The organism is Mesorhizobium wenxiniae, from assembly GCF_002284535.1.
Lineage (GTDB): Bacteria > Pseudomonadota > Alphaproteobacteria > Rhizobiales > Rhizobiaceae > Mesorhizobium > Mesorhizobium wenxiniae.
The window spans coordinates 20295-36299 of record NZ_NPKH01000027.1 but is presented as its reverse complement, the minus strand read 5'-3'; the positions used below and the strand labels follow the sequence as shown (position 1 = coordinate 36299).

Below are 16005 nucleotides of genomic sequence, written 5' to 3'. Positions count from 1 at the left end.
CTCGCCGTGGGGACTTCGAGAAAAGGTACAAAAGCCCGATGAAGGCAGCATCCAAGTTTCTGAGCGCCGCGTCCGCGGTGGCCCTGTCCGCCGCCCTGGTCGTACCAGGTGCGCTCACAGTGCAGTTCGTTGCCACATCGGCGGCCGAGGCCGCTATTGTTTCAAGAGTTGAAGTCAGCGGCAATCAGCGTGTCGACGCCGACACGATCCGCAACTACGTAACGATCAAGCCCGGCAAGCCCTTTTCCAGTTCCGATATCGACGATGCGGTCAAGGCGCTGTTCGGCACCGGGCTGTTCTCGGACGTCCAGATCAACCAGGTCGGTTCGTCGCTGGTCATCAAGGTTTCCGAATATCAGGTCGTGAACCAGGTGCTGTTCCAGGGCAACAAAAAACTCAAGGACAACGCCCTTGCGACGGCGGTCCAGTTGAAGCCGCGTGGAACGTTCTCGCAGCAGGCGCTCGATGCCGACGTCGAGGCGGTCAAGGCTGCCTACAGGCGTATCGGCCGCGACGACGCCGCCGTGACCACCCAGATCATGGATCTCGGCGACAACCGCGTGAACGTGGTCTTCAACATCAACGAAGGCGGCCGCACGCAGATCGCCGCCATCAATTTCGTCGGCAACAGTGCCTATTCGAGCCGTCGCCTGTCCGACGTCATCTCCACCAAGCGCTCGACCATCCTTTCGTTCGTGCTGCGCGACGACGTCTATGACGAAGATAAGCTGCGCGCCGACGAGGAGCTGCTGCGCCGTTTTTATTACAATCACGGATATGCCGACTTCCAGGTGATTTCCGCGGTCGGCGAACTCGACGAAACCACCAACAAGTACACGGTGACCATCACCGTGCAGGAGGGCGACCGCTACACCTTCGGCGACGTCAGCGTCGAGAGCACGATTCCCGAGGTCGACGCTGCATCGCTGCAGTCGGCGGTCGAAACCCACAAGGGCGACGTCTACAACGCTGAGAACGTCGAAGACACCATCATTGCGTTGACCGAGAGGGTCGCCGGTTCCGGCTATCCCTTCGCCCAGGTGACGCCGCGCGGCGACCGCAATTTCGAGAACCACACCATTTCAGTGGTCTATACGATCGACCAGGGTACCAAGGCCTATGTCGAGCGCATCGAGATTCGCGGCAACGACCGGACACGCGACTATGTCATTCGCCGCGAATTTGACGTGAGTGAGGGCGATGCCTTCAACCAGGTTCTCATCCAGCGCGCGAAGAAGCGGCTGGAAGCGCTCGATTATTTTGAAAAAGTCGAAGTTTCCACCGTTCCCGGCTCTGAGCCAGACCAGGTGGTGCTCGTGGTCGACGTGGTCGAAAAATCGACCGGCGAGTTCTCGATTGGCGCTGGCTATTCGACAGGCGGCGACACGTCAGGCCCGTCCGTCGAGGGATCGATCACCGAGCGCAACTTCCTCGGACGCGGCCAGTTCATCAAACTATCGGCGGGCGGCGGCAAGAATTCGCGCGACTACAGCTTCTCCTTCACCGAGCCCTATTTCCTCGGGCGGCGCATTGCCGCCGGTTTCGATATCTTCAACCGGACCAGGGAATACGACGACTATAAGAGCGAGACGCTAGGCGCGACAGTGCGCTTCGGCCTGCCGATCACCGACAACATCTCGACGCAGCTGGCGTACAATATCTCGCAGGAGAAGTATAAGCTCGACGATGACTGCGATCCACTGGCTGGCTGCGACATCTCTCAGGCTGTCCTAAACGGGATTGAGGAAAGCCCATGGCTCAAGTCGTCGGTCAGTCTCGCCATGGTCTACAACACCATCGACGACATGAAGAACCCGCATGAAGGCATCTTCGCCAACGTCACCACGGAATTCGCCGGTCTCGGCGGCGACGCCAAATTCGTCAAGGTGACCGCGCGCGGCAGCGTCTATCAGACATTGTCGGAGCAGCTTGATCTGGTGGGGGTGATTTCGGGCGGGGCTGGCCATATCCAGGGCTTCGGCAACGACGACCTGCGCATCTTCGATCATTTCCAGAGCAGCGACCGCATGATCCGCGGCTTCGCCTATGGCGGCATCGGTCCGGCGGCCCCAGCACCCAGCGACGACCATCTCGGTGGCACCACCTATTTCAATGCCTCTGCGGAAGCCCAGTTCCCGATGCCGGTCATTCCGGAAAGCTTCGGCCTGCGCGGCGCGGTGTTCGCCGATGCGGCGACGCTCTATGGCAGCCAGATCGAGACTGCACTGGTCGATCAGTCGACGGTCGACATGCAGTGGCGCGCCTCTGTCGGCGTCGGTCTTATGTGGGCGTCGCCCTTTGGCCCGATCCGCATCGACTATGCGATTCCGGTCCTCAAGGAGGACACCGACGAGGTACAGGAATTCAACTTCGGTATATCGACCCGCTTCTGATCGGCGGGCAACGATGCTTCCGGGCCGTTGGCGTCCGGAAGAGAGTGATCCGACACTACAGCCCCGCGCGTCCTCTTGGACGCGCAAAGGACGCTGTAGAACTTTGATTTTGCGCATGATCCTTTCCGAAAATCGATTCCGATTTTCAGGGTCATGCGCTAGCTGGATATAGCTTCTGGAATGACCGATCCGGTGTTCTTCGCGCCATCACGCCGGTATACGGCTGGCGAAGTCGCGAATCTGACCGGCTCGGTGCTTGTTGATTCCGACCTCTCCGATATATCGATCGAAGCCTTGGCGCCGGCAAGCGAAGGCGGCGAGCACGCTCTTGTCTTCGTCGATGGCAGGCGCAACTTCGCGCTGATGCAATCGCTGCGGGCAGCGGCGGTTCTCTGTCCCGCCGAATTTGCCGGCAAAGCGCCGGCGGGCATCGCGGTTTTGGTCCATCCACGCCCGCAACAGGCTTTCGCGATGGTCGGACGCCTTCTTTTTCCGGCGGCTGCGACACCGGCGCCGATGACCGGCGAAACCGGTATCTCGCCGCATGCCCATGTCGATTCATCGGCGCATGTCGAGGCCGGCGCGATCGTCGAGGCCGGCGCGATCATCGGCCCCCGCGCATCTATCGGCAGCGGAACCGTCATCGCTCCTCATGCCGTCATCGGTCCCTCCTGCCAGTTCGGCCGCGACGGCTATGTCGGTCCAGGCGCCAGCATCCAGTACGCGCTTATCGGCAACCGCGTCATCATTCATGGCGGCGCCCGCATCGGCCAGGACGGTTTTGGCTTCGTGGCCGGCGCCAAGGGCCCGGAGCGCGTCCCGCAAATCGGCCGGGTCATTATCCAGGACGACGTCGAGATCGGCTCGAACACCACGGTCGATCGTGGCGCCATGTCCGACACGATCATCGGTCAAGGCACCAAGATCGACAATCTGGTGCAGATCGCTCACAACGTCCGTATCGGCCGCAACTGCATAATCGCCGGCCTTTCGGGTATTTCCGGTTCCGTAACGGTGGGCGACAACGTCACCATGGGTGGCGGTGTCGGCCTTGCAGATCACCTGACCATAGGAACAGGAGCCAAGCTTGCTGCAAGAAGCGGGTTCATGAGCAACGTCCCTGCGGGCGAGATTTGGGGTGGGTACCCAGCGCAGCCCATGGCGGAAGCCATGCGGGAGATCGCGGCTCTGCGAAGACTGGCCAGGGCGCGCAAATCCGGCGACGGAGGGAAGAACTGAGATGGTGGCGGCGACGACGCTCGAGGCGGTCGACATATTGGGGTTGATGAAGCTCCTGCCGCATCGCTATCCGTTCCTGATGATCGACCGCATCATCGACATCGATGGCGACGAGTCCGCTATAGGCATCAAGAACGTGACCATAAACGAGCCGCATTTCCAGGGTCATTTCCCGGATCAGCCGGTCATGCCGGGCGTGCTGATCGTCGAGGCGATGGCGCAGACGGCCGGCGCCATCTGCATCCGCAGCCTTGGCACCGAAAAACCGTCGCTGGTCTATTTCCTGACCATCGACAATGCCAAATTCCGTAAACCGGTCGTTCCCGGCGACCAGTTGAAGATCCATGTGAAGAAAATCAAGAAACGTGGCAACCTTCTCAAATTCGCCTGCGAGGCTCTGGTCGACGGCGTCAAGGCCGCGGAAGCCGAGATCTCGGCGATGATGGTTACGAGCGACTGACGATCGAATGCTTATGAAAATCCAGACAGTCATCCATCCATCGTCGGTCATCGAGGCCGGCGCAAAAATCGGCGAAGGCGTCCGCGTCGGGCCATTCTGCCACATCAGCGCCGACGCGGTGATCGGCGACCGCGTCGAACTGGTCAGCCACGTCTCGGTGATGGGCGCCACCATCATCGGTGCGTCGACCAAAGTGTATCCGATGGCGACACTGGGCGCGCCGCCGCAGAACACCAAGCACAAGGGCGGCCGCACCACGCTGGTCATCGGCGAGAACTGCACGATCCGCGAAGGCGTGACCATGCACCTCGGCACCGATTCCAGCCGCGGCGAGACGACGATTGGCGACAACGGCAACTTCCTTGCCTACGCCCACATCGCCCATGACTGCATCGTCGGCAAGAATGCCACCTTCGCCAATCAGGCGACGCTGGGCGGCCATTGCGAGATCGGCGACAACGTCTATATCGGTGGCCTCACCGCTGTTCATCAGTTTGTCCGCGTCGGCGACAATGCCTTTCTCGGCGGTTGCTCGGCAATCGTCGGGGATGTCATTCCCTACGCCATCGCCGTCGGCAATCGCGCCAGCCTTCGCGGCCTCAACATCATCGGCCTGAAGCGCGCGGGCCTGCCGCGCTCCGAGATCCATACGCTGCGCAAGGCCTACAGGACGATCTTCGATCGCTCCCGAACCGTCGGCGAAAACGTCGAGTTCGCCAAGGCGGAATTCGCCTCGTCACCGACCGCCATGAAAATCATCGATTTCATCGCCAGTCGCGGCAGGCGGCATTATGCCGTCCCGTCGCTCAAGGCTGGCGACGGTGACGATGCAGATGACGAAGATTGAGGCCACTCGGACGGGCCTTGATCTCGCGCCAGACTCCAAGGTCGGCATCATTGCCGGCGGCGGCAGTCTGCCGGTCGAAGTCGCCAGGGCGCTTGGTGGGCAAGGTAAGTCTCCCTTCGTGGTAATCGTGGCGGGCGAGGTCGACCGCATATCCGATTTCGACGCCTACGAGCAGGCGACGTTGAGGCTGGAGGATGTCGGCGCACTGCTGCCGACGCTCAAAAATCATCATGTTACCCATTTGGTGACAGCGGGCCATATCACGCGCCGTCCCCGGCTGAGCGCCATGCGCCTCAATCTCGGCCTGCTCGCCTGGGTGCCCAGCCTTCTTGTCGGTGTAACCCAAGGCGACGACACGGTGCTGAAACTGTTCGTGCGGAGGATCGAGCGCAGCGGCATCAACGTTGTCGGCGCCCATGAGATCGTGCCGGAATTGGTCGCTGCCGAAGGCGCGCTGACCAAGGCTATGCCGCGGAAATCCGATTGGCGCGACATCGAAGCGGCGCATACGGCGGCAAAGGCCATCGGCGCGCTGGATATCGGCCAGGCGGCTGTTGCGATCGGCGGCCGCGCCATCGCGCTGGAGGGCGTCGAGGGCACTGACGGATTGCTCGATCGAACAAGGCAGTTGCGCGACCATGGCAGGCTGGCCGGCAGAACGCGCGGCGTCCTGGTCAAATGCGCCAAGCCCGGCCAGGAGTTGCGCGCCGACCTGCCCTCCATCGGCCCGCAGACGGTCGAGGCGGCGCATGCCGCCGGACTTGCCGGCATTGCCATCGAAGCCGGCCGCTCGCTGGTTCTGGAAGGCCCTACCGTCGTTGCCCGCGCCAATGCGCTCGGCCTATTCGTGATCGGCCTGCCTGCTGCGGAGCCGATGCATGGCGACTAAGAAACCGCTGAAGATCGCCATCGTCGCCGGCGAGGAATCCGGCGACCTGCTTGGCGCCGACATCGTAGCGTCGCTCAAGCGCGCGACTGGCCGCGAGGTCCGGCTCGTCGGCATCGGCGGCCGGCATTTGCAGGCGCTCGGCCTCACGCCGCTCTTCGACGGCGGCGAGATCGCGCTGATGGGCCTGAGCGCCATCCTGCGCGACCTGCCGCGCCTGATACGACGGATCAGCCAGACGGCCGACGCGGTCGCCGGTGAAAAGCCCGACTGCCTCATCACCATCGACAGCCCAGATTTTTCGCTGCGCGTGGCGAAGAAGGTGCGTGCCGCCGATACGGCAATCCCGATCATCCACTATGTCTGCCCGAGCGTCTGGGCGTGGCGGCCGGGCAGGGCGGAAGCGATGAAACCGTATGTCGATCATATCCTCTGCATCCTGCCTTTCGAGGTGAAGGAGCTCGCCCGCCTCGGCGGCCCGCCCGGCACCTATGTCGGCCATCGCCTTATGCACGATCCGGGCGTGCTCGGCGCTGCCAAGGCGCAAAGCCTGCCGCGCGACCTGTCCGAGGATCGTGTGAAGACACTGCTTGTGCTGCCCGGCTCGCGTCGCGGTGAGGTGCGACGGCTAGTTGGCCCGTTTGGCAAGACGATCTCGATCCTCCGCGCACGCGGACACCGCTTGCGCCTGCTGTTGCCGACGGTGCCGCATGTCGCCGACCTAGTCAGGGCTTCGGTGGCAAGCTGGGACGAGAAGCCGGAGATCATCCTCGATACCGAACGCAAATGGCAGGCCTTCGGCAAGGCCGATGCAGCGCTGATCGCATCGGGAACGGTGTCGCTGGAACTGGCGCTGTCGGGCGTGCCGATGATCTCCTGCTACCGGCTCGATCCGGTCATGCGGATTGCCCAGCGCCTGATCACCGTATGGAGCGCCGCCTTGCCCAATCTCATCGCCGATCGCCCGATCGTGCCGGAAAGCTACAACGAATATGTGCGGCCGCACTATCTGGCGCGGCAGTTGGAGGCGCTTTTTTCCGACACCCCCTATCGTGCATGGCAGAAGGACGGTTTTGCCGAGGTGGCCAGACGCATGGCCGTTGACAAACCTTCCGGCGATATCGCTGCGGGGGTCGTGATGAGATACATTCAAAGGGTGAGTAGTGAGTAGTGAAGATAGCAGAGCACCGCTCGGCGTCTGGAATTCCTATTTACTACTTACTACTCACTTTTTCTATTCACCGTTTAGCAATCGGCACGTAGTCGCGTTCCGGCGCACCTGTATAGAGCTGGCGCGGGCGACCGATCTTCTGGTGCGGATCCTCGATCATCTCCTTCCACTGCGCGATCCAGCCGACGGTACGGGCGACCGCGAACAGCACGGTGAACATGGTGGTGGGGAAGCCCAGCGCCTTCAGCGTGATGCCGGAATAGAAATCGACGTTCGGATAAAGCTTCTTCTCGATGAAATAGGAGTCGGTCAGCGCGATCTTTTCCAGTTCCATGGCGATGTCGAGCAGCGGATCATCCTTGATGCCGAGTTCGCCCAAAACCTCATGTGCGGTCTTCTGCATGATCTTGGCGCGCGGATCGTAGTTCTTGTAGACGCGGTGGCCAAAGCCCATCAACCGGAACGGATCGTTCTTGTCCTTGGCGCGGGCGATGAATTCCGGGATGTGGTCGACATGGCCGATCTCGCCCAGCATGTTCAAGGCCGCTTCGTTGGCGCCGCCATGAGCCGGTCCCCACAGGCAGGCGATGCCGGCGGCGATGCAGGCAAACGGGTTGGCGCCCGACGAGCCGGCGAGGCGAACGGTCGAGGTCGAGGCGTTCTGCTCGTGATCGGCATGCAGGATGAAGATGCGCTCCATCGCACGCGCCAGCACCGGATTGATCTTGTATTCCTCACACGGCACGGCAAAGCACATATGCAGGAAGTTGGCCGCGAAATTCAGCTCGTTCTTCGGGTAAATGAAGGGCTGGCCGATGTGGTACTTATAAGCCATCGCCGCGATCGTCGGCATCTTGGCGATCAGCCGCATCGACGCGACCATGCGCTGGTAGGGGTCCGAGATGTCGGTGGAATCGTGATAGAAGGCTGACAGCGCGCCGACCACGCCGCACATCACCGCCATCGGGTGCGCGTCGCGGCGAAAGCCGGTGAAGAAGCGCGACATCTGCTCGTGCACCATGGTGTGGCGCGTCACCCGGTAGTCGAAATCGTCCTTCTGCGCCTTGGTCGGCAATTCGCCGTAGAGCAAGAGGTAGCAGACTTCGAGGAAGTCGCCATGCTCGGCCAACTGGTCGATCGGATAGCCGCGATGCAAAAGGATGCCGGCATCGCCATCAATGAAGGTGATTTCCGACTCGCAGCTTGCCGTCGAAGTGAAGCCGGGATCATAAGTGAACGCCCCGGTGGTGCTGTAAAGCGAGCCGATATCGATGACGTCCGGTCCGACCGAGCCGCTTCGCACCTTGAGCTCGTGAGTTTTGCCGCCGAATTCAAGCTTCGCAGTCGACGCGTGGGTTTTGCCGCCAAATTCCATTTTTGTCGCAGCTTCGGACATTGCAAACTCCTTTAGTTTTTCTCATGCCGGCAAAGGCGAAATATCTGCAACGCAACACTTCGAAAGCACCGGAGTTCGCGCGTTTGCGCCCGCAATTGGATTTGCGTGCCAAATTGGGCCAAGGCCTAATGTTGCACTGCGAAACCCACCTTTCAATGCCAATCTTCTTGGGCCAGTTTTGCTAATCGATTTGATCCGCGACGCGCGCCAGGCTTGCCTCGCGGCCAAGCACGGCAAGCACGTCGAACACGCCCGGCGAGGTGCTTTTGCCGGTGAGCGCGGCGCGCAAGGGTTGGGCCACAGCGCCGAGCTTATGGCCGCCGGCCACCGCATATTCCCGGATCGCAGCCTCCGCTGCTTCGGCCGTCCAGTCGCCTGAAATCGCCTTCAGCGCCGCATGAGCACCCCGCAGGATCTCGCGCGCATCACCGCCGAGCAGCGCCGCCGCCTTCTCGTCGATCCGAAGCGGCCGCTCGACAAACAGGAAGGCGGCACCGTCGGCCAGCTCGACCAGTGTCTTGGCCCGCTCCTTTAAGCCGGGCAGGGCGGCGAGCAACTGCGCCTTGCGCGTGTCGTCGAGGCGCGCTGCGATCGCCGGGCCGCCTTCCAGATAGGGCAAAGTGGCGATGAAGATATCGAGCAATTCGGCGTCGTTCATGCGGCGCATATACACCCCGTTCAGCGCCTCGAGCTTGGCGAAGTCGAAGCGGGCGGCCCCCTTGTTGACGTCGCCGATGTCGAACCAGGCAATCATGTCGGCGATCGACATGACCTCGTCGTCGCCGTGGCTCCAGCCAAGGCGCGCCAGGTAGTTGAGCAGTGCCTCAGGCAGGTAGCCCATGGCACGATAGGCTTCGACGCCTAGGGCACCGTGCCGCTTCGACAGCTTGGCGCCGTCGGCGCCATGGATCAGCGGGATATGAGACATCGACGGCACGTCCCAGTCCATGGCTCGATAGATCACCATCTGGCGGGCGGCATTGGTCAGATGGTCGTCGCCGCGGATGATGTGGGTGATGCCCATGTCATGGTCGTCGACGACGACGGCATGCATATAGGTCGGATTGCCGTCCGAGCGCAGGATGATGAAATCGTCGAGATCCTTGTTGGGGAAGCGGACTTCGCCCTGCACGCGGTCATGCACCACCGTCTCGCCGCCGGCCGGCGCCTTGATGCGGATCGCGCCCTTGGCGCCGGCCGGCGCCTCCGACGGGTCGCGGTCGCGCCAGCGGCCGTCATACCGAGGAGGCAGCCCCTTGGCACGCGCGCTCTCGCGCATCGCCTCCAACTCGGCCGGCGTCGCATAGCAGTAATAGGCTTTGCCGAGCCGCACCAGCTCCTCGGCGACCGCGCGGTGGCGCGGCGCGCGCTCGAGCTGCGATACCGGCTCGCCGTCCCAGGTGAGGCCGAGCCAGGCGAGCCCATCGAGAATGGCAGCGGTTGCCGCATCGGTCGAACGCTCGCGATCGGTGTCCTCGATGCGCAGCAGCATCTTGCCGCCAGTGTGTTTCGCATACAGCCAGTTGAACAGCGCCGTGCGCGCCCCGCCAATATGCAGGAAGCCGGTGGGCGAGGGGGCAAAACGGGTGACGACCTTGTCGGACATGGAACTCTCAGGCAAGCGCAGGAAACGGATGTGGTTGCGCGGACTTTCGCGCGTCGCGCGTTCATGTAGCATAGGAGGTCAAGGGCGCAAGGGGCAGACCCGATGGCTGGACCAGGCCGGGGCGTGGACAAGAGCGAGGGCGCGATCACAAGCGTCAGCGAACGATCGCTGTTTGCCGACGTTCCTCACGCCGAGCCGCTACCCGCTTTGCTGCCTGCATCGCACCCGGCCACCCAGCCTCTTTCGCCGGACCGCTCCGCGCCAATACCGGCTGCACAACCGGGGCCCGTCATTCGTTTCCGCCGACAGCTCAGCCATCTTTCACCATCCAATATCCGCAACAGCGTGGCCTCGGCAGCCGGCCTGGAACTCGACCGCGGCGTCGCCTTCCTGCTGGTGCCGGTTTTTCTGGCGTGCGGCGTGATCGTCTATTTTTCGCTTACCGTCGAACCGGACTTTCCGCAGCCCATTGCCGTCGTGGTCCTCACGGCATTGTGTGCGGCTGTCACCCGCTCATGGCGCAAGACGCATCTGTGCTTCATGGCAGCGTTGCTGTGCGCACTCGGTGTTCTCGCCGCCAAGGTTGAAACCTGGCGCGCGGGAACGCAGATGCTCGGTTCGGAAATCCAGACCCAGCTCACCGGCCGTGTCGTTAGGCTCGATCAGATGGCGAACGGCCGGATCAGGCTGACCATCGACGTGATGTCGACCGCCCGGCCGACACTGCGTTATGCACCGGGACGTGTCAGGGTTTCGGCACGCAAAATTCCCGCTGAGATGACTGCAGGCTCGGTGGCAACCGGTTATGTGCGGCTTTTGCCTCCGACTGGCCCGGTTAGGCCGGACAGTTATGACTTCTCCTTTGACAGCTATTTCGCCGGTATCGGTGCCAGTGGCTTTTTCCTCGGCAATCCGAAGATCGTCGTTTCCGAGGATGCGCCGTTCGCCGCGCGCCTCTCTTCCTCGATCGAAAAGGCGCGCGAAAACATTGCCGACCATATCAGGGACAGCATTGGTGGCGCCGAGGGGGAGATTGCCGCCGCACTGATCATCGGCGTGCGTGCCGGCATTCCCGAAGAGATAAACGAATCGATGCGGCGCACCGGCATCTACCACATCATCTCGATTTCCGGCCTGCACATGGCGCTTGTCGCCGGCACGATTATGGGATTGCTGCGCGGCGCCTTTGCGCTGTTTCCCGATTTTTCGTCACGCCGGCCGGTCAAGAAATATGCGGCTGCTGCCGCACTCCTTTCCATCGCTGCCTATCTCATTTTTTCCGGTATCGTGGTCGCGGCTGAACGCAGCTTCATCATGCTGGCGGTAATGCTTGTCGCCGTGCTGTTCGACCGAGCGGCACTTACCATGCGCAATCTGACGATTTCTGCCATCGCCGTCATCGTCGTGTCGCCGCACGAGGTGGTCGGCCCAAGCTTCCAGATGTCCTTCGCCGCGACTGCTGCTCTCGTGGGCGCCTATGCCGGCTGGTCCGACTATCGTGCCGACAGGGCCACGGCGCCGCCACAGCGACGGTCGCCGGTCGCTTTCGTCACGCGAAAACTCGCCGCTGGGACAGGTACCATCGCAATGACCTCCATCATTGCTGGCAGCGCCACCGCGCTCTTCGCCATCTGGCACTTCCAGCGCGTATCGCCGCTTAGCCTGTTCGCCAATCTGGCGGTCATGCCAATCGTCACGGTCGTCATGTTCCTGGCCGTCCTCAGCGCTCTGGCAATGCCTTTCGGCTTCGACGGACCTTTCCTCTACATGATGGGCAAGGGACTGACGGCCATGATCGCAATATCGGGATGGATTTCCGTGCGGTCGCCGGTCGATGCAGTCGGGCTGATCTCGTCGCAGTCGGTTCTGCTGGTGACGGTCGCCCTGGTCATCGCCACGATGGCGACGACATGGTTGCGGCTTGCGGCACTTCCCTTTGCGCTCGCCGGCCTGCTGACGATTTCCGACACGCGCGCCCCCGATGTGCTGATTTCGGAAGATGCGCATCTGGTGGCGCTGCCGATCGGCGGCGGCGAACTTGCCGTCAACCGGGTGCGTTCGAACGAATTCACCACCGACAACTGGAAACATGCGCTGGTTTCAGCGACCATCGTCGAGCCGGAGACATTCGAAAAAGGAGACGTTCGGTTCGACATCGCCGACCCGGCCGACCTGCCGCCTGGAGCGCCCTTCTACTGCACTGCCGGCCTGTGCCTCGCCCGGCACCCGTCCGGCGCGATCATCGCACTCGCCGACGACTGCAAAACCGCACGGCCAGCCTGTGCCTTTGCGGATTTGATCGTCATCGACGATGCCACAGCCTATTATGATCCCTGCCGCAATCCGCTGGTTCTCGTCGTTACCAAACGGCAGCTCGCTCGCATGGGCAGTGCCGCCGTCTTCTTCGATCCGCTATCAGCGACGACGCGCGCAGAAATCCGTTTTGCCGTCAGACAGCCATATAGGCCTTGGGAGATTTTCGCGCGAGGCGAGGGGCTTGCCGCCATACCGCAGGGCCGAGAAACCCAACAAGCCTGCCGCTCAGTAACGCCGGATCAGTCCGACGAGCTTGCCTTGCACCTTGACCCGGTCCGGCCCGAAGATGCGCGTCTCATAGGCCGGATTGGCGGCTTCCAGTGCGATCGAGGCGCCCTTGCGGCGGAACCGCTTCAGCGTCGCTTCCTCCTCGTCGACCAAGGCGACGATGATCTCGCCAGGCTGGGCGGTGTCGGCGTTGCGGATGATGACCGTGTCGCCGTCGAAAATGCCGGCCTCGATCATCGAATCACCCTTGACCTCCAGCGCGTAGTGCGTGCCGCCGGTGATCATGTCCGGTGGTACCGAGATCGAATGCGTCTGGTGCTGGATGGCGTCGATCGGCACACCGGCAGCGATGCGGCCCATCACCGGTATGGAGATGGTGGCAACGACGTCGTCGTCATTGCCGGCCGCGGGCAGGCGCGAAGGCGCCGGTTTGATCTGTCGTCCGAGGTTGCCCTGCCCAAGGCTGCCCTGAATGACGCTTGGCGAGAATTTGCGAGCCGCATTGAGGCCGGGCGCGATCGAATCGGGCAGGCGCAGCACCTCCAGCGCGCGGGCCCGGTTGGGCAGGCGGCGAATGAAACCGCGCTCCTCCAGCGCCGTGATCAGCCGATGGATCCCCGACTTCGAGGCGAGGTCGAGCGCTTCCTTCATCTCGTCGAACGAGGGCGGAATGCCACTTTCCTTCAGCCGCTCGTGGATGAACATCAGCAGTTCATGTTGTTTGCGTGTCAGCATCGCGACCCCCAACAGAATCAGAAAAACAAACCCAGAACAAACACTATCTGTTCCAGTTGTGTTCCGCAACCGTTTAAAGTTTAATGAATGTGTTGACGTTTTGTTCAGCGTAGCATCAGCACGCTGCACGCGGCGCCCGTCGCGGCTGGGGGAGCGAATGGCTCGCGCACGATCAGCCCGTTGGCGTGGGCCAGCATTTTGAGCATCGAGGAATCCTGGATGCCGAACGGGGTCGCCAGTGGCGTGCCGGCTTCTTCCTTCACCACCGCGCGTACATAGTCCTGCCTGAGATCGTTGGCCGGCATGGCGGCGCCGAGCCGCGCCTGACGCATGTCCTGCCGGAAGGCGCGGCCGCCGAGCCGCGCAAGCAGCGGCTTCAGAAAGAGCTGGGTGCAGACCAGGCTCGCCACCGGATTGCCAGGCAGGCCGATGCAGCGGATCTCGCCCAGCCGCCCGAACATCAACGGCTTGCCGGGCCGCATGGCGATTTTCCAGAAATCGAGCGTCATGCCTTCACCGGTCAGCACGTCATGGACCAGGTCATGGTCGCCGACCGAGGCGCCGCCCAGCGTGACAATGACATCGGCGCCTGCGTCGACCGCTTGTTTCACCAGCGTGGCGATCGCCTCCTTGCGGTCGGGGGCGATGCCGAGATCGAGCGCGCTGGCGCCGACCGAGCGGGCCGCGGCGGCGACGCCATAGGCATTGGACGAGATGATCTGGTCGGGGCCAAGGTCGCTGCCCGGCGGCAGCAATTCGTCGCCGGTGGCGATGATGGCGATCAGCGGCCGTTTCACCACGCTGACCTGCGGGTGGTTGGCCGAAGCCGCCAGCGACAATGCCGCCGGATCAAGCGGGCGGCCTTTCTCCAGCAGGACGTCGCCCTTCGAGAAATCGAGCCCGAGGCGGCGGATGTTGCGGCCTTCAACCGTCGACGCGGTCACTTCGACGCTGCCGCCGCCGAGATCCCTGGCATTCTCCTGGATGACGATGGTGTCGGCGCCTGCAGGAAGCGGCGCGCCGGTGAAGATGCGCACGGCCTGCGCCGGGCCGACTGTTCCGGCAAAGCCGCGTCCGGCCGGCGCCATGCCGATCACCGAAAGTCTTGCGGGCACGGACGCGACGTCCTCGGCCCGCACGGCATAGCCGTCCATGGCGGACGCGTTGAACGGCGGCTGGGTGCGGAGCGCCAGAAGCGGTTCCGCCAGCACGCGGTCGGCGGCGTCCATCAGGGTGACGCATTCAGCCTGCAAGGGCGCAGCATCCTCAAGCAGGCGCTCGAGCGCCTCGGCGACCGGAAGCAGTGCCATTATTGGCCTGCCCCCTTGGCGTCCGCCTTGTAGTCGCCGGATTTGCCGCCGGTCTTTTCCACCAGCCTGATGCCCGAGATCACCATGGCGCGGTCAACCGCCTTGGCCATGTCATAGATGGTCAGGCAGGCGACCGAGACGGCGGTCAGCGCTTCCATCTCGACGCCGGTCTTACCTGCGACGCGGGCCAGCGCCGTGACCTTCAGGCCTGGCAGCGTCGCGTCCGGTTCGATGTCAACGGATATCTTGGTCAACAGCAGCGGATGGCAGAGCGGGATCAGCTCATGCGTCCTCTTGGCCGCCATGATGCCGGCGATGCGCGCCGTGCCCAGCACGTCGCCCTTCTTGGCATCGCCGTCGAGAATCATCTTCAGCGTTTCGGGCCGCATCGCGACAAGACCTTCGGCGATTGCCGTGCGCGTCGTCTCCGCCTTGTCGCCGACATCGACCATATTGGCTTCGCCTTTCGGGCCAAGATGGGTGAGGGCGGCCGTCATCGTCAGTCAGTCTTAGAGCGACGTGCGTCCGTTTGGACGCGCAAAGTACGCTCTAGCACTTTGAATCTATGCATCGTGCTCTCCGAAAATCGATTCCGATATTCGGGCCGATGCAATGGCGGGCGCCTTGCCCGTCAAAAGCAGGCGCGTCGCAGTGGCCACATTCTGTTGCCGCATCAAGCTCTCGCCGACGAGGAACGTACCGATGTCGCTCAGTTCCAGCCTGCGGCAGTCTTCGTGCGAGAAAATACCGCTCTCGCTGACCAGCAGGCGGTCTGCCGGCACCATCTTCGCGAGCCGCTCCGAGGTCTCGATGCTGGTTTCGAACGTCCGGAGATTGCGGTTGTTGATGCCGATCAGCCGCGACGACAGTTTCAGCGCGCGTTCCGTCTCGGCCTCGTCATGCACTTCGACCAGTGCGTCCATGCCGAGTTCGAACGCTGTCGTTTCGAGTTCGCTGGCCACGGCGTCATCGACGCTCGCCATGATGATCAGGATGGCATCCGCGCCCCACGCACGGGCTTCGAACACCTGATACGGCTCGAACAGAAAATCCTTGCGCAAAGCGGGCAATGTCACGGCGTTGCGCGCATCGGTGAGGAATTCAGGCGCGCCCTGGAAGGACGGCGCGTCGGTCAGCACCGAAAGGCAGGCAGCACCACCTTTCGCATAGGCCCTGGCCAATGCCGGCGGATCGAAATCGGCGCGGATCAGGCCCTTGGACGGGCTCGCCTTCTTGATCTCGGCGATCAGCGCGAAGCTGCCGGATTTGCGCTTGGCTTCAAGAGCCGAGAGAAAGCCGCGCGCTGCATCGGTGTCCTTCGCCCGCGCCTTGATCTCGGCAAGCGGCACGCGCGCCTTCGCCGCAGCGATCTCGTCGCGCTTGTAGGCTTCGATCTTGCGCAGGATATCAGACACGGC

The 16005-nt window shown here is 62.8% G+C and carries 12 protein-coding genes and 1 pseudogene; 7 read left to right on the top strand and 6 right to left on the bottom strand.

Features of this window, described 5'->3' with window-relative positions; all coding sequences use genetic code 11:
* The first annotated feature begins 38 nt into the window (after positions 1–38).
* The 6 genes from bamA to lpxB all read left to right on the top strand — a co-directional run bounded on the left by bamA (position 39) and on the right by lpxB (position 6996).
* The gene (bamA, locus tag CIT31_RS22215; protein ID WP_095520392.1) at positions 39–2393 is read left to right on the top strand and encodes an outer membrane protein assembly factor BamA; all 2355 of its coding nucleotides are present in this window, start codon (positions 39–41) and stop codon (positions 2391–2393) included.
* Between the two features lie 180 nt (positions 2394–2573).
* A complete protein-coding gene (lpxD, locus tag CIT31_RS22210) occupies positions 2574–3632 on the top strand; it encodes a UDP-3-O-(3-hydroxymyristoyl)glucosamine N-acyltransferase (protein WP_065009586.1) in 1059 nt (352 codons plus the stop codon).
* Between the two features lies 1 nt (position 3633).
* Positions 3634–4092 carry a 3-hydroxyacyl-ACP dehydratase FabZ gene (fabZ, locus tag CIT31_RS22205; RefSeq protein WP_095520391.1) on the top strand — a complete coding sequence of 153 codons (459 nt, stop codon included), beginning with the start codon at positions 3634–3636 and terminating at the stop codon, positions 4090–4092.
* Positions 4093–4105: 13 nt separating this feature from the next.
* Positions 4106–4939, top strand: a complete 834-nt coding sequence (gene lpxA, locus CIT31_RS22200) for an acyl-ACP--UDP-N-acetylglucosamine O-acyltransferase (protein WP_095520548.1) — start codon at positions 4106–4108, stop codon at positions 4937–4939.
* Positions 4926–5828 carry an LpxI family protein gene (locus tag CIT31_RS22195; protein ID WP_095520549.1) on the top strand — a complete coding sequence of 301 codons (903 nt, stop codon included), beginning with the start codon at positions 4926–4928 and terminating at the stop codon, positions 5826–5828. Before lpxA ends, CIT31_RS22195 begins: the two co-directional genes overlap by 14 nt.
* Positions 5818–6996 (top strand): lipid-A-disaccharide synthase, encoded by a 1179-nt coding sequence (gene lpxB / locus CIT31_RS22190; RefSeq protein ID WP_095520390.1) that lies wholly within the window; start codon positions 5818–5820, stop codon positions 6994–6996. Before CIT31_RS22195 ends, lpxB begins: the two co-directional genes overlap by 11 nt.
* A gap of 67 nt (positions 6997–7063) precedes the next feature.
* Here the strand turns inward: lpxB and gltA are convergent, their stop codons facing one another.
* Entirely contained in the window at positions 7064–8392 is a 1329-nt protein-coding gene (gene gltA, locus CIT31_RS22185) for a citrate synthase (protein ID WP_065009590.1), read from the bottom strand.
* 181 nt (positions 8393–8573) lie between these two features.
* Positions 8574–9998 carry a glutamate--tRNA ligase gene (gltX, locus tag CIT31_RS22180; protein WP_095520547.1) on the bottom strand — a complete coding sequence of 475 codons (1425 nt, stop codon included), beginning with the start codon at positions 9996–9998 and terminating at the stop codon, positions 8574–8576.
* A gap of 102 nt (positions 9999–10100) precedes the next feature.
* Between gltX and CIT31_RS22175 the strand changes: the two are divergent.
* Positions 10101–12546: pseudogene (locus CIT31_RS22175) on the top strand (ComEC/Rec2 family competence protein).
* Here CIT31_RS22175 and lexA read toward each other — a convergent pair.
* From lexA to trpC, 4 genes are all read right to left on the bottom strand, one after another.
* The gene (lexA, locus tag CIT31_RS22170; protein ID WP_095520389.1) at positions 12540–13277 is read right to left on the bottom strand and encodes a transcriptional repressor LexA; all 738 of its coding nucleotides are present in this window, start codon (positions 13275–13277) and stop codon (positions 12540–12542) included. The pseudogene CIT31_RS22175 and the gene lexA sit on opposite strands and share 7 nt — an antisense overlap.
* Positions 13278–13381: 104 nt before the next feature.
* A complete protein-coding gene (locus tag CIT31_RS22165) occupies positions 13382–14587 on the bottom strand; it encodes a molybdopterin molybdotransferase MoeA (RefSeq protein ID WP_095520388.1) in 1206 nt (401 codons plus the stop codon).
* The gene (moaC, locus tag CIT31_RS22160) at positions 14587–15084 is read right to left on the bottom strand and encodes a cyclic pyranopterin monophosphate synthase MoaC (protein WP_095520387.1); all 498 of its coding nucleotides are present in this window, start codon (positions 15082–15084) and stop codon (positions 14587–14589) included. The genes CIT31_RS22165 and moaC overlap by 1 nt, the downstream gene beginning before the upstream one ends.
* 66 nt (positions 15085–15150) lie before the next feature.
* The gene (gene trpC / locus CIT31_RS22155) at positions 15151–16002 is read right to left on the bottom strand and encodes an indole-3-glycerol phosphate synthase TrpC (protein ID WP_095520386.1); all 852 of its coding nucleotides are present in this window, start codon (positions 16000–16002) and stop codon (positions 15151–15153) included.
* Positions 16003–16005: the final 3 nt, after the last annotated feature.

Excerpts from the sequence above, each read along its gene's own strand:
- gltA (WP_065009590.1), bottom strand. The coding sequence starts at position 8,392 with ATGTCCGAAGCTGCGACAAAAATGGAATTTGGCGGCAAAACCCACGCG.
- fabZ (WP_095520391.1), top strand. The coding sequence starts at position 3,634 with ATGGTGGCGGCGACGACGCTCGAGGCGGTCGACATATTGGGGTTGATG.
- lpxB (WP_095520390.1), top strand. The coding sequence starts at position 5,818 with ATGGCGACTAAGAAACCGCTGAAGATCGCCATCGTCGCCGGCGAGGAA.
- bamA (WP_095520392.1), top strand. The coding sequence starts at position 39 with ATGAAGGCAGCATCCAAGTTTCTGAGCGCCGCGTCCGCGGTGGCCCTG.
- gltX (WP_095520547.1), bottom strand. The coding sequence starts at position 9,998 with ATGTCCGACAAGGTCGTCACCCGTTTTGCCCCCTCGCCCACCGGCTTC.
- lpxA (WP_095520548.1), top strand. The coding sequence starts at position 4,106 with ATGAAAATCCAGACAGTCATCCATCCATCGTCGGTCATCGAGGCCGGC.
- lpxD (WP_065009586.1), top strand. The coding sequence starts at position 2,574 with ATGACCGATCCGGTGTTCTTCGCGCCATCACGCCGGTATACGGCTGGC.
- lexA (WP_095520389.1), bottom strand. The coding sequence starts at position 13,277 with ATGCTGACACGCAAACAACATGAACTGCTGATGTTCATCCACGAGCGG.
- CIT31_RS22195 (WP_095520549.1), top strand. The coding sequence starts at position 4,926 with ATGACGAAGATTGAGGCCACTCGGACGGGCCTTGATCTCGCGCCAGAC.
- moaC (WP_095520387.1), bottom strand. The coding sequence starts at position 15,084 with ATGACGGCCGCCCTCACCCATCTTGGCCCGAAAGGCGAAGCCAATATG.
- CIT31_RS22165 (WP_095520388.1), bottom strand. The coding sequence starts at position 14,587 with ATGGCACTGCTTCCGGTCGCCGAGGCGCTCGAGCGCCTGCTTGAGGAT.